Here is a 12,425-nt window from a genome sequence, read left to right as displayed (position 1 = left end):
CAACGAAAAATAGGTCTTATTTTGGTGCTCTTAATAGGGATTTTTTACCTGTATTATCAGATGTATAACTACTTTCCATGGAATGTCTAAAAACAGCGACACGTTGTAATTAGGAGCGGTTGGAAGAGCGATTCTTTGTTACGACCGCTGTTAAAATCACACTAAAAGCTAAAAGCCGAATCATATAAACCCAAATGCTGACTTCGGCCTGATGTGGTCCAACATGCTGGTAAGTACCAAGTAAAATAACTACGCGTTCAAAAGCTAAAAGTGCACAGGCGATACAAAAATATAAAAAGAAAGAATCTCTGGAAGCGTTCCAAAATTTCAAAAAGAAAATACTAGAGAAAGCAAATGTCGTCATCGCGATTCCATATAAAAAAAATATGTGATTCATGTGATCTCCCAAATCAATCCGAATAAAAGCAAGGAACCCGCGATAGCGGCTGTGGTTGCGCGTAAAAACACTCCACCAAAATCGATGGTGGGAAGAATAACCGCATCAGTAAATAAAATTACATTATTCACGGCTAAGAAACAAAAACTTAGGCAACTCCAAAGAAGAAGTCTGGAGCGAGCTTTTCTAAATCCCCGAAATAACATTATCGCGCAACCCGTACTCATAAGGGCGCAGAGAAAGTAAACCAATTCAGCCATCGTGATCTCCTTTTTTCTTATCCGAAGAATTAAATACAAATGAGTCCGCAAAGTTTCTCATCTTTTTTAGCGGAGAGAATATAAGTTCTAAAATAAGCGTGCGACGAACTCTGTACTCTTCGGCAACCTCCGTCAAAACTTCTTCGATTTCCTTTGCATTATTATATCGAAAGTCAGAATTTTCTTCTGTGATAAGGTTTTTCAATTTCAAAACATGGAGTCTGCCATTCACAGAAGTGAGATTGGAACGAAGTTCACGGGTGATTTCTTCAGCGGAGCAAGGCCTATCGCTATTTTTACGTAAGAATAACAACACTTCAAGCTGTTCAACTGAATCCACATGCTCGAAAATAAAACTTCTTACTTTTTCTGAAATATCACGCCTAATCAAACTTTGTACTCCCTCTTAATTTAGTAACCTTTAAGGAAGAGTTGGACAAGTCTAGTTAGTTTTTTAAATGTTTAGAAAAATACAAAAATATTTTATTGCTATTGAGATATTTTTTTAGCGTAGATGATAAGTTCTGTGCCGGCAGATCTGGTGGTTTCGGCTTTCCATTTTGTCCAATACAAAAAGTTAAAATATTTTTTCAAGCGCTCCCGATATTCCCATTCGGTTCCGCCAAAAGGAGGATGATTCATATTATCGATGGTAAAAAATATACCCAATAAATGCCCGTGATCGGCTAGCATCGATTTGTAAACTTTCACGAGATCATTGCGTTTTACAGGATCCACAGCACAAAAGAGCGTATGTTCAAAAACAATATCGAAGTATGCAAAATATTTCTCGGGTAGATTAAAAACATCTGCTTGCAGGAACTTTAAATTTTCAGATTCTGGATAAAGTCTTTTAGCTTCCTTAATTGCCTCTTCGCTGAAATCTATTGCCGTCACGACATTTCCTCGTTGAGCAAGATAATGAGCGTCATGGCCACGACCGCAACCCACGACCAGAATTCTACTCTTGGGAATCTTTAGTTGAGGAATAATATGCTTCAAAATGGGGTTAGGACCGTTCATATCCCATCCAGGCTTGTTTTCTGTTTCCTTATAAATCTTTGACCAGAAATTATTTTTTCTTACATCGTCTCGAGAAGGATAGTAACTGCTTACTGTGTAAGTCTCATCTCCTATGGAGAATCCGTCATCATCGAATTCACTAACTAAATTAAAAAATTCGTTCTGCGCTTTTCTGGATAGAACGTATGGAATGTCTTCGGAGGTTCTTCCGTGGAATCTGTCCCACTCATCCACGGTGAGTTGGGAGAGGTTTAATTTTTTTCTAATTCCATAAGGAAGTTCTATCTCCCAATCTTCATTTGAATTTTTGTGGACCTGTTGGGCAACGAAAGGTTGGTCGAAAGCCTCGATAATATACTTTTCACCACCCATTTCAGAAACAAAAATATATCTTTCGGGAATTCTTTTAATGCCGTTAAGAATATCTTTGCCAAAGTTAGGATCTTGCACGCGCAGACCATTAAAAACAGGAAAGCCTTCGAGATCAATTTGAACGTACTTGTGGTCTAGGCTATTTATGAGTTTCAGAAGGCTTCTCTATTTTTTCTACGCCATCTTTTGTGGGCGTGATTACAACGGGATCATTGAACGTCAATGTTTCACCTTCAATTTCAATTTTTTCTAAAGCCCATTCTTGCTGAGGCTCGTCTTTTAATTTTCTTAATACAGCAATACCCGAAAGTTCCGTGGTTGCATGTTGGTTGCTTTGTGCAACTTTTGTTGTGAAAGAGTAATTGAAGTAAGCTTCAAGCAATCCTTTTTTCGGTGGCTTAGTATAAAGCGAATGCATTTTAAAGTTCGTCATCTCAGGCAAATTTTCTGTAATGTAGTTTCCGATCAATTGAGTGAGTTCTTGCTGAACTTGCACATGTTGCTCAAAGGAAACTGATTTTTCTACGCTCACGAGGCATTGGGTTGCCCAAATGATTACGAAAAAGATTATAGAATTAATTAATTTTAAATTGCCCATTTTCATAGATGCACCACTTTCTAATATAGATTAGATAATAGTATGTGATCGCCTTAGAGTTGAAAAGAAAAATCTTTATTTTGGTTCTTCCAGTTGAATTTTAAAATAAAGGACTGAAGTCCAAGTGGATATTCGCTATTTTCATCACCATAAAGCGTGTCTCCAAAAAGCGGGCAATTCATCCCCGTGAATTGTGCGCGGATTTGGTGAGTTCTTCCTGTGATGAGTTCAATGATGCTCTCAAAACCTGGTTCTCCATTGGGAAGCGTAACATCATTCACTTGTTCTACGATAAGTTCACAAAGCTGCCAGCCTTCAATCGGCTCTATGGAAACAAGCTTTGGAACAAACTTCTCAGCTCTAATGTAATGAAGATGTCTTTTTACTTCAGGGCGATTTGTTGTGAGAGCTTTGTATTTTTTTTGAACCATTTTATTTGAAATTAAATAATTAAATACGCTCTGAAATTGTTTATTTTTAGCAAACAATAAAAGTCCTGTTGTCTCGGCATCTAGACGGTGGGTCATAAGTAATGTGTAATTTAATTTTTTGGATAACTGGTAAAGCACATTCTCCATAGAGTTATCCACAGTCGCATGCGTTGGAACACCATAAGGTTTATTGATAACAACAAAATCATCATTATTTTCAACAATCAGACTGCCCCAATCCACATTGCCAATGGGATGTCTTTTGGGTTTTCGGTGAACGCGCACAAGAGAGGTGGGTAAAACCTCAACATCCGTGAACACTCTTTTGTCGTCGATGTAGATGCCACCAATTTCGAGCAAAAATTCAAAATTTTCGAATTCGACTCTTTTAAAAAGTTCGCTCAATTTCATGGCTACATCAGGTTGAACGTGCGTCACGAGCCCAAGGCCATAAGGTGCAGATATTTTCATCTGCCACACTGAATCATGATTTAAAATCTACGTCAATAGAATCAGTGACTTAAAGCATGTAAGCAGATTATTTTTATAGAGTATGGAAACACTCGAAACAGAAATCAATTCTTCATCACCAGAATTTTCCGAAAACTCACAGTGGTTACAATCTTTGGTCGCAGAATTTCGCGAAAAAGTTGAGATCACAAAATCTGGCGGTGGAGCTGATGCCATCAAAAAACATAAATCTAGAAATAAACTCACGGCGCGCGAAAGAATCGAAAAATTAATTGATCCCGGATCTGCGTTTTTAGAATTTTCAACTCTCGCCGCTACTGAAATGTACAATAACGAAGCTCCCGCTGCTGGAGTGATCACAGGCATTGGAATTATCCATGGACAAGAATGCGTGCTCGTGGCAAACGATGCCACGGTCAAGGGCGGAACCTACTTTCCCATGACGGTGAAAAAACATTTGAGAGCACAAGAGATAGCCATGGAAAATGGTTTGCCGTGCATTTATCTTGTGGACAGCGGTGGCGCGTTTTTGCCATTGCAGGCCGAAGTATTTCCAGACAGAGATCATTTTGGAAGAATTTTTTATAACCAAGCAAGAATGTCAGCTCAAGGAATTTCTCAGATTGCAGTGGTGATGGGAAGTTGTACAGCAGGCGGTGCATATGTTCCCGCAATGAGCGATGAGAATATTATCGTCAAGGGAAACGGCACAATTTTCTTAGGTGGGCCTCCGTTGGTGAAAGCCGCAACGGGAGAAATTGTAGATGCGGAAAGTTTAGGGGGAGCGCTTGTGCACTCAGAAAAATCCGGAGTAACGGATCACTTTGCTGAAGATGATGAGCATGCCTTAGAAATTTGCAGAAGCATTGTTTCCACTTTAAATCGTAAAAAAAATATTCCGGTGGCTTTAAAAGAGGTGAAAGAACCACTTTATCCAGCCCACGAGCTTTATGGAATTCTTCCGAAAGATACAAGAAAACCTTTCGATATTCGTGAAGTGATTTCAAGAATTGTAGACGGAAGTGAGTTTCATGAATTTAAATCTCTATACGCAAAGACCATCGTCACAGGTTTTGCGCATATCTGGGGAATGCCCGTAGGAATTATCGCAAACAATGGAGTTCTGTTTGGTGAGAGCGCCTTGAAGGCAACACATTTTATCGAGCTTTGTGAGCAAAGAAAAGTTCCGCTGATTTTCTTACAAAACATCACAGGGTTTATGGTCGGGAAAAAATATGAAAACGAAGGCATCGCCAAAGATGGCGCAAAGATGGTGATGGCAGTGAGCAATGCAAAAGTACCAAAATTCACTGTAGTGATTGGCGGATCTTATGGTGCCGGCAACTATGGAATGTGTGGTAGAGCATTTCAACCCAGACAACTTTGGATGTGGCCGAACGCGAAAATATCGGTGATGGGCGGAGAACAAGCTTCGAATGTTCTTCTGACAGTAAAAAGAGATCAATTGCAGGCGACAGGAAAAGATATGTCACCAGCTGAGCAAGAAGAATTCAAAAGACCTACGCTACAAAAATACGAAAAAGAAAGCTCCGCATATTATTCAACAGCAAGAATTTGGGACGATGGAATCATCGATCCAGTAGACACAAGAAGAGTTTTAGCCCTAGGAATCGCAGCAAGCTTCAACAAAAAATGGGAAAACCCAGGCACTGGCGTCTTCCGAATGTAATCCCCAAAAAAAAGATCTGACGGCCACGAGGGCCGGCAGAAAGGGGGCTTGGGGCAAAGCCCCGATTACAGGATGTAAAAACTAAGTAAGGAACAGCAAATGAGTACAGTCATCATAAAAGAAGAAAACGGAATTCTAAACATCACCTTGAATCGTCCAGAGATTCATAACGCTTTCAACCCGGAAATGATTTCCGAGTTAACAATGGTTTTCTCAGATCAAAATTTCTCAATGAAAAATCGTGCGGTGGTTCTAAAAGGCGAAGGCGAAAGTTTTTGCGCCGGTGCGGATCTCAATTGGATGAAGTCCATGATGAAATTCAACTTCGAAGAAAACGTTGCGGACGCGCAAAGACTTTACACCATGTTTGACGTCATGAAAAATTGCCCTGTTCCCGTTATTGGAAAAATTCACGGCAATGTATTTGGTGGAGGATTAGGATTGGTAGCGATTTGTGATATCGTGGCAGCAGATGAAAAAACAAAATTTTGTTTCAGTGAAGCGAAATTAGGATTGGTTCCAAGTGTGATCAGTCCCTTTGTCAGTAGAAAGATGTCTCCGCATATTTTGAGAGAACTATTCTTAACGGCAGATGTATTTGATGCCGAAAAAGCGTTGTCTTCAGGATTGATTCACTTTTCAGGATCAAATTCAAAGTGTGATAAGTATCTTGAAGAAAAAATTCAATCGATCAGAAAATGTGGGAAAGGTGCCTTAATCACCACAAAAAAGCTTTTAAATGATCTAGAGCATTTAAACTTACAAGAGACCAAGGCGGAAACTACAACCGTGATTTCGAGAAGAAGAGTGAGCGAAGAAGGTCAAGAGGGCCTCAGGGCATTCTTAGAAAAAAGAAAACCAAGTTGGATCGTTGAGAATACAAAAAAACAGTAAAGTGAAAATAGTAAAGCGAAATAAATGGCTATAAAGAAGATCAAAAAATTAGGAATAGCAAATAGAGGCGAAGTGGCTTTTCGAATCCACGTGGCGGCACAGGAATTGGGAATTCCCACGGTATTGCTTCACTCTGAAGCGGATATCCAATCCAAAGCTTACAGAATGTGTGACGAGACAGTTTGCATCGGCGCTTCGCCCACCAGCGAAAGTTACTTGAATATCAATCGTGTCATTCAAGGAGCGTTGAGCAAAGGCTGTGATGCTATTCATCCAGGGTTTGGATTTTTATCAGAGAACGCAGAGTTTGCACAAAAATGTTTAGATGCCGGTATCCAATTCGTAGGACCGAAACCTCAAGCCATTCAAATGATGGGTGATAAAATTTCAGCAAGACAATGTGCTATCCAATCTGGAGTACCAGTAGTTCCAGGATACGATGGCGAGGACCAATCTCAAGAGACATTACTTAAAGAAGCAAAAAAAATTGGTTTTCCGCTGATCATCAAAGCCTCTAACGGTGGCGGTGGAAGAGGATTAAAAATTTCTAAATCAGAAGCAGATTTTTTTGATCAATTGTCTTCAGCTAAAAGAGAATCGAAAAGTGCTTTCGGTAGCGACAAAGTTTTCTTAGAAAAATACCTCGACCACGCTAAGCACATCGAGTTCCAAGTCTTTGGTGATATTTCTGGAAAAGTATTTCACCTGTACGATAGAGAATGTTCTGTGCAGAGAAGACATCAAAAAATTATCGAGGAGGCAATTTCTCCTTCTCTCACGAAAGAAACAAGACAAAAGATGGCCGACTGTGCGGTGAAAGTAGCGCAAGAAGTGGGTTACATCAGCGCGGGCACCGTTGAATTTATTTATCAAGATCATGAATTTTACTTTATGGAGATGAATACCAGGCTTCAGGTTGAGCACCCGGTAACTGAATGTGTGACAGGCCTTGATCTTGTAAAAGCCCAACTCAAGTGTGCACAGGGTGAAACATTGGGTTGGCGGCAAGAAGACATTAAGCCTCATGGGCATTCTATAGAGTGCAGACTTTATGCTGAAGATCCATACCAAGGTGGAATTCCATCAGTAGGATTGATCGGGAGCTGCTCGTTTCCTGAGGGGCCAGGTAGAAGATTTGAAGTAGGGTTTGAAAAAGGTGATACCATCACTTCTTTTTATGATTCGATGATCGCAAAAGTGATTGTTTGGGATGAAACCCGAGAGAAAACCATCGATAAGATGATCAAGACTTTACAGTCTACTGTTGTGTTTGGTTTACAAACAAACATTCCCTATCTTATAGAAATTTTAAATCATCCAGAATTTAGATCTGGAGAAATGACTACGCAGTTCATTTCAAAATATTTTGCTGATGCCCTAAGGCCCATTGAGCTTTCTGAGGACGAAAAGGCTTTTGCTAAACTGGCGTCACAAATGTCGGCAAGTTCAAGTGCTGCGGATCCGCAAGCGCAAAATGTCAACTCTCCTTGGAGTTCCTACTGGAGAGGCATATGAAAAAATTAGAGCTCAATATCAACGGAAAAAAATTAAAAGGCTATGCAGAAAAAGTAGGAAAAGATTTTTGGGTTTCGGTGAATGGAAAAACTTTTAAATACGAGGACAGTGCCAGCAAAAAAAGAAATGCTAAAGCAAATGTTTCTAACCCAAATCAAATTTTAGCACCAATGCCGGGTAAGATTACCGCAATAAAAAAATCTTCAGGTGATGTCATCATCGGTGATGTGGTGATCATGATGGAAGCCATGAAGATGGAATACAGCCTTAAGGCAAATAAAGATGGTAAGATAAAAAAAATCCTAGCCAAAGAAGGCGACCAGGTCACTCAAGGTCAGTTGCTGGTGGAAATAGAATAGTCAGGAAGAATAATATGACAAAAATTAAAATCGTAGAAGTTGGTCCCCGAGACGGGCTTCAAAACGAAAAGAAATTTTTAAAACTCAATATTAGATGCGAATTCATTTCTAAATTAGTGGATGCAGGCCTTAAGGACATAGAGATCGGCGCTTTCGTATCTTCAGAGAAAATACCGCAAATGGCTGGCTCAGCCGAAATTGTAAAAAACATTCTAAATACGTTTCCAAATAAAGATATTCACTTTCCAGTTCTAGTTCCAAACGAACGCGGGATGAATGATGCCATCACGGCGGGCGCAAAAGAGGTTGCGGTATTTACGGCGGCCTCAGAATCTTTTTCTATGGCCAATATCAATTGTACAATTGAAGAATCATTTAAAAGATTTGAGCCTGTGATGGCGCTGGCCAAGAAGCATAAAATCAAGGTTCGTGGATATTTAAGTACATGCTTCTACTGTCCTTACGAGGGGAAAATAAAACCTCAAAAAGTAGTACCTCTTGCTAAAAAATTGATCGCGATGGGTTGCTATCAAGTTTCGATTGGAGATACTCTTGGTGCTGCCAATCCTAAAGAAGTAAAAACGTTAATTCAAATGTTGAAGAGATCAATTCCTATAAAAAAATTGGCCATGCATTTTCACGACACTAGAGGAACAGCATTAGCAAATATACTTCAGAGTTACGAACTCGGGATCACGACATTTGATTCTAGTCTCGGAGGTTTTCCTTATGCGCCGGGTGCTCAAGGTAATGTTTCTACCGAAGATGTTGTGTATATGTTTGATGGCATGGGAGTTAAAACTGGAGTGGATCTCGCAAAACTTATCGAAGTGAACCATTGGATGACAAAGCAGATGGAAAAAGCTTTACCGAGCAGAGTCGGTAAAGCGGGTCTTCCAAAAATTTAAAATTATTTTAGAATTCTAATTGGTCTTGGATGTAATTAGATAACTGTGCAGCTTTTAAGTAGCACTTACCTTGAAAAGCACCTGAAGATTGATCGGCACCTTCATCGCAAGCTTTTTTTGCATTTTTAAGAGTATCCGACAATGATTTCCAACCCTTTGCTTTTCTTGCGCAAGTATCAACAGCAATTTCGCTTACTAATACAAATCTAGCTTCATCACCGTCAGAAACCAAATTGTCTTGGTTTAGAAGGCTTTTAGCTACAGAGATTCTTTCGTTACAGTCAGTTCTGGTTTCTTCACCAATAACAAATCCATCATATTTGCCGCCGTCACACATTAAATATCTTTTATCTTCTAGTGCCTTACCGCCGCTTTTAACACATTTTGCTTTAGAAACAAAAAATACATCTCCTGCAAAGGCAGATACTTGAAAAGAACAGATCGCTAATAAAAATAAATACTTCATAAAGCTCCTTTTTTTAAATTTCGATTATGAAGTATGTACCACGTTTTGAAAAAAAATCAGATATAAGTGTAAATTAAATTTATTTTAGATAGATTTTGATTGGTTTGAATATAAATATTTCATCAACTCGTAAACTATATAGTCAAAAAATAGAAATTTTAAGTTGATTCAAAAGCCTTACAAAAATCACTTTTGTAAGGCTTTTTTAAACAACACTAATTTACTGCGCAGTCAAAAGACATTTGATTTATCGCTTCACCCTTAGAATTGAGTCTTCTTGCAAATTTATAATTTAGGCCATCATTAGCATCTACACTAGAGCCATTAACATTATCTACAATATTTACAGAAACATACGTTGTGTTTCCGCTGGCATCAATTCCTGCTCTAGCATGTGCAGTTAGGCCAATATCGGTGTCCATCGACAAATGCATTTGTAGCATTTCTTCGTTTGCAATAGCTGTTACTTGTTTTTGCTCTGAAGATACGTTTGCTTCACCTTCAAGTGAAGTCGTTGTATTGCAGCTTAAAGTAAGCTCTTTTGCGAATGCTAGGTTAGAGATAGCTAAAATTGTTACTATAGTTAATATTTTTTTCATGTGAACCTCCTTGTTCGTGTATAAGTAAAACCAAATAGTTCTCCTCCATCAAGCTTTATAATAGTTATACTTAATATAAGCTAATACCTATGGTATTTATCGAAAATCTGTTATACCTAAATACTTAGTGGGGGTTTAGATGGCGAATGTAGGAGATTACGAAAAAAAATATAGGTTGAACGATTTAAAGATCTTTGTGGAGACAAGTCAGTGTTCTACTTTTTCACAAGCGGCGAATAAATTGGAAATCAGTCAACCAGCGGTTTCGGAATCTATAAAGAGGTTGGAAGAAGATTTGAGTACAACTCTTTTTTATAGATCAAGAAATGGAATTCAGCTCACATCATCAGGAAAAATAATTTTAGATAAGGCGCATGCCGCGCTTCAGTCTTTAGATGAATTATATCTTTCGAAAGATGGGATGTTCTCAGGAAGGACAATTTCCGTTGGTTGTCATTCTACCGTTGCACAATATTTTATACCTACTGCGCTTTCATACTTAAAAAAACAAGCTCCAGATTACAAAATACAATTGGTTCATGATCTTTCGAGAAATATTCAATCCCAAATCCAATTTGGAAATATTGATATTGGAATTATAATTAATCCTGTAGAAGTTCCTGATCTCATTATCACAAAGCTAGCAACTGATGAAGTCTCTGTATGGACTTCAAAATCTGGAACTGATTTTAATACAATAATTTGTAATCAGCATTTGTTTCAAAGTCAGTCCATTTTAAAAAAATGGAAAAATAAACCTTCTAAAATTCTAGGTACAGATAATTTGGATTTAATTTGTAGACTTGTGCATGAAGAGATTGGATATGGGATCATTCCAGAGAGAGCGGTGAGTTTGTCCAAATTCCCATTGAAGAAGATGTCTTCTCTTCCGTCTTACAAAGACGATATTTGCTTGGTTTATCGTCCTGAGTTTGGAAAAATTCCTTCGGAAAAACTAGTGGTGGAGGCTTTGAAAAAAGCTATTACTTAATGCTAAGTAGAAAGCCTACTTATAGCCAAATAATTTTTGGTCTTTAATGATTTTAATCACTGAAGCTGGGACTTTCGCCTCCCAGTTTTTATTTTTGGCCACAATGTCGCTTACGATAGTTTGAGTGTTGATTTCCAAACAAGCATTGTCGACGGGCTCGATATCTTCGATCATTTTGTTTTGGATAAAATATTCGTAGATAGGCTGAATGTTCTTCGAGGGTTTAAAGCTTTCAGCGTCCAGAGTGCCTTTTTCATCTTTGAATGGATAAACTAGTATCTTGCAGTTACTCTTAAAGATATCCCCTAAGCCCTCTAAAATTCCGCCTTGGAGGTTTTCATAATACTTTTCATTAAAGACTTCTTTAAGCATATTTGCACCCATAAGAATTCTTACGTCGTTATGCTTGATTTTATTGAAGTAGATTTTGAGTTTATAGTATTCGGCGAAGTTTGAAATCATCACGGGAATATTTTGAGCGGCGAGAGTTTCGACTCTTGCTAGAAAATCTTGAGCGTCAATTTTTTCTGCGGTTGTTAGGTTATTTAAGGTTAGCTCAGCAAGAACTATAACATCTTTTTTGGTGATATTTTTATTTTCCTTTAAAGCATGCTTAAGTCCGCTTTCAATAATGTCCATATGAACATTTGTGATCGGCCTGTATCGTCCACGCAAGATCACGACGTGTTTTCCATAAAGAAGATCTGTAGGTTCAATGATCTGACCATTGTGATCAAACACCACTGCATCTGTGAATCCATTCTGAACGAGGTAGAGATTTAAAATATGATTATCATGCTTTTCAAAAGCGGGTCCGGAGAATCTGATGAAGTTGATCTCAGCTCTTCTTGAGTCTAAACTGTCCATCAGTGAAATAATAAAATCTTTGGGAGATTCCCAGTTATTAAAAGCTGCATGAATTAGATTTGTTCCAACAATGCCCAGGGTTTCTTGTTGAAGTAGGTTTCTCGAATCCTTGAGCTTAACGTGCAGAACGATATCGTGAATTGGCCCACGAGGTTTTGTTTGATAACGAATACCGACCCAACCTCTGCCATCACCAATACCATTTACACTTTTCGCTGCAACCGTGTTTGCATATGCGAAAAATTTTGTATCTTTGCCTCTTGTTTCTCCGAGACGCTCTTCGAGAAGACTGTATTCTTTTTCTAGCATTTTTAAAAGCCTGCTTTCGCAAACATATCTTCCATTTTTTTCTTTGCCGTAAATCGCATCACTAAAAGTCATATCATAGGCGGACATTGTTTTTGCGATAGTTTGAGAGGCTTTGCCAGCTTGAAAGAAAAATCTTGTGGTCTCTTGACCGGCACCAATCTCAGCAAAAGATCCGTAGATTGAAGTATCAAGGTTGACGTGGCGAGCTTTATCTAAAGTTGAAAGTGATGAATCTGTTTTCATTATCATAAGTCTGACTTAAATGAATAAAATTG

The 12,425-nt window shown here is 38.5% G+C and carries 15 protein-coding genes; 6 read left to right on the top strand and 9 right to left on the bottom strand.

Going from position 1 to position 12,425, the window contains the following annotated elements; translation table 11 throughout:
* Positions 1-109: 109 nt before the first annotated feature.
* The 6 genes from V4596_01675 to V4596_01650 all read right to left on the bottom strand — a co-directional run bounded on the left by V4596_01675 (position 110) and on the right by V4596_01650 (position 3,552).
* The gene (locus V4596_01675) at positions 110-397 is read right to left on the bottom strand and encodes a DUF5985 family protein (protein MES2767829.1); all 288 of its coding nucleotides are present in this window, start codon (positions 395-397) and stop codon (positions 110-112) included.
* A complete protein-coding gene (locus V4596_01670) occupies positions 394-657 on the bottom strand; it encodes a DUF5985 family protein (protein MES2767828.1) in 264 nt (87 codons plus the stop codon). The genes V4596_01675 and V4596_01670 overlap by 4 nt, the downstream gene beginning before the upstream one ends.
* Positions 650-1,048 (bottom strand): hypothetical protein, encoded by a 399-nt coding sequence (locus V4596_01665; GenBank protein MES2767827.1) that lies wholly within the window; start codon positions 1,046-1,048, stop codon positions 650-652. Before V4596_01665 ends, V4596_01670 begins: the two co-directional genes overlap by 8 nt.
* A 98-nt stretch (positions 1,049-1,146) precedes the next feature.
* Entirely contained in the window at positions 1,147-2,130 is a 984-nt protein-coding gene (locus V4596_01660) for a methyltransferase domain-containing protein (GenBank protein MES2767826.1), read from the bottom strand.
* A 61-nt stretch (positions 2,131-2,191) separates the two neighbouring features.
* Complete coding sequence (locus V4596_01655) at positions 2,192-2,656, bottom strand: hypothetical protein (protein MES2767825.1); 465 nt, start codon at positions 2,654-2,656, stop codon at positions 2,192-2,194.
* A gap of 47 nt (positions 2,657-2,703) precedes the next feature.
* The gene (locus V4596_01650) at positions 2,704-3,552 is read right to left on the bottom strand and encodes an RNA pseudouridine synthase (GenBank protein MES2767824.1); all 849 of its coding nucleotides are present in this window, start codon (positions 3,550-3,552) and stop codon (positions 2,704-2,706) included.
* Between the two features lie 82 nt (positions 3,553-3,634).
* On the opposite strand from V4596_01650, the gene V4596_01645 reads away from it, so the two are divergent.
* The 5 genes from V4596_01645 (at position 3,635) to V4596_01625 (ending at position 8,918) form a co-directional block, all read left to right on the top strand.
* Positions 3,635-5,242 carry a carboxyl transferase domain-containing protein gene (locus V4596_01645; protein MES2767823.1) on the top strand — a complete coding sequence of 536 codons (1,608 nt, stop codon included), beginning with the start codon at positions 3,635-3,637 and terminating at the stop codon, positions 5,240-5,242.
* 99 nt (positions 5,243-5,341) lie between these two features.
* Positions 5,342-6,136, top strand: a complete 795-nt coding sequence (locus V4596_01640) for an enoyl-CoA hydratase-related protein (protein MES2767822.1) — start codon at positions 5,342-5,344, stop codon at positions 6,134-6,136.
* Between the two features lie 24 nt (positions 6,137-6,160).
* Positions 6,161-7,651, top strand: coding sequence for a biotin carboxylase N-terminal domain-containing protein (locus V4596_01635; protein ID MES2767821.1), 1,491 nt, complete (start codon positions 6,161-6,163; stop codon positions 7,649-7,651).
* On the top strand, positions 7,648-8,010 hold the full coding sequence (locus tag V4596_01630) for a biotin/lipoyl-containing protein (GenBank protein MES2767820.1): 363 nt from the start codon (positions 7,648-7,650) through the stop codon (positions 8,008-8,010). Before V4596_01635 ends, V4596_01630 begins: the two co-directional genes overlap by 4 nt.
* A gap of 14 nt (positions 8,011-8,024) precedes the next feature.
* Positions 8,025-8,918 carry a hydroxymethylglutaryl-CoA lyase gene (locus V4596_01625; GenBank protein ID MES2767819.1) on the top strand — a complete coding sequence of 298 codons (894 nt, stop codon included), beginning with the start codon at positions 8,025-8,027 and terminating at the stop codon, positions 8,916-8,918.
* Positions 8,919-8,925: 7 nt separating this feature from the next.
* Here V4596_01625 and V4596_01620 read toward each other — a convergent pair whose 3' ends face one another.
* Positions 8,926-9,384: a hypothetical protein gene (locus V4596_01620; GenBank protein ID MES2767818.1), complete on the bottom strand. Its 459-nt coding sequence runs from the start codon at positions 9,382-9,384 to the stop codon at positions 8,926-8,928.
* A 215-nt stretch (positions 9,385-9,599) separates the two neighbouring features.
* On the bottom strand, positions 9,600-9,983 hold the full coding sequence (locus tag V4596_01615) for a hypothetical protein (GenBank protein ID MES2767817.1): 384 nt from the start codon (positions 9,981-9,983) through the stop codon (positions 9,600-9,602).
* Between the two features lie 139 nt (positions 9,984-10,122).
* Between V4596_01615 and V4596_01610 the strand changes: the two genes are divergently transcribed.
* Positions 10,123-10,974, top strand: a complete 852-nt coding sequence (locus V4596_01610; protein ID MES2767816.1) for a LysR family transcriptional regulator — start codon at positions 10,123-10,125, stop codon at positions 10,972-10,974.
* Between the two features lie 15 nt (positions 10,975-10,989).
* Here the strand turns inward: V4596_01610 and V4596_01605 are convergent, their stop codons facing one another.
* Positions 10,990-12,399, bottom strand: a complete 1,410-nt coding sequence (locus tag V4596_01605; protein MES2767815.1) for a TonB-dependent receptor — start codon at positions 12,397-12,399, stop codon at positions 10,990-10,992.
* Between the last annotated feature and the right edge of the window lie 26 nt (positions 12,400-12,425).

The sequence above is a fragment of the Bdellovibrionota bacterium genome (assembly GCA_040386775.1).
Classification (GTDB): Bacteria; Bdellovibrionota; Bdellovibrionia; order Bdellovibrionales; family JAEYZS01; genus JAEYZS01.
Note: the sequence above shows the minus strand (reverse complement) of the source record. Positions and strands in the feature narration are given on the sequence as shown.

Bases quoted from the DNA above. Each gene is read 5' to 3' on its own strand.
- V4596_01655 (MES2767825.1), bottom strand. From the start codon at position 2,656: ATGAAAATGGGCAATTTAAAATTAATTAATTCTATAATCTTTTTCGTA.
- V4596_01640 (MES2767822.1), top strand. From the start codon at position 5,342: ATGAGTACAGTCATCATAAAAGAAGAAAACGGAATTCTAAACATCACC.
- V4596_01675 (MES2767829.1), bottom strand. From the start codon at position 397: ATGAATCACATATTTTTTTTATATGGAATCGCGATGACGACATTTGCT.
- V4596_01650 (MES2767824.1), bottom strand. From the start codon at position 3,552: ATGAAAATATCTGCACCTTATGGCCTTGGGCTCGTGACGCACGTTCAA.
- V4596_01670 (MES2767828.1), bottom strand. From the start codon at position 657: ATGGCTGAATTGGTTTACTTTCTCTGCGCCCTTATGAGTACGGGTTGC.
- V4596_01610 (MES2767816.1), top strand. From the start codon at position 10,123: ATGGCGAATGTAGGAGATTACGAAAAAAAATATAGGTTGAACGATTTA.
- V4596_01630 (MES2767820.1), top strand. From the start codon at position 7,648: ATGAAAAAATTAGAGCTCAATATCAACGGAAAAAAATTAAAAGGCTAT.
- V4596_01635 (MES2767821.1), top strand. From the start codon at position 6,161: ATGGCTATAAAGAAGATCAAAAAATTAGGAATAGCAAATAGAGGCGAA.
- V4596_01615 (MES2767817.1), bottom strand. From the start codon at position 9,983: ATGAAAAAAATATTAACTATAGTAACAATTTTAGCTATCTCTAACCTA.
- V4596_01625 (MES2767819.1), top strand. From the start codon at position 8,025: ATGACAAAAATTAAAATCGTAGAAGTTGGTCCCCGAGACGGGCTTCAA.
- V4596_01605 (MES2767815.1), bottom strand. From the start codon at position 12,399: ATGATAATGAAAACAGATTCATCACTTTCAACTTTAGATAAAGCTCGC.
- V4596_01620 (MES2767818.1), bottom strand. From the start codon at position 9,384: ATGAAGTATTTATTTTTATTAGCGATCTGTTCTTTTCAAGTATCTGCC.
- V4596_01645 (MES2767823.1), top strand. From the start codon at position 3,635: ATGGAAACACTCGAAACAGAAATCAATTCTTCATCACCAGAATTTTCC.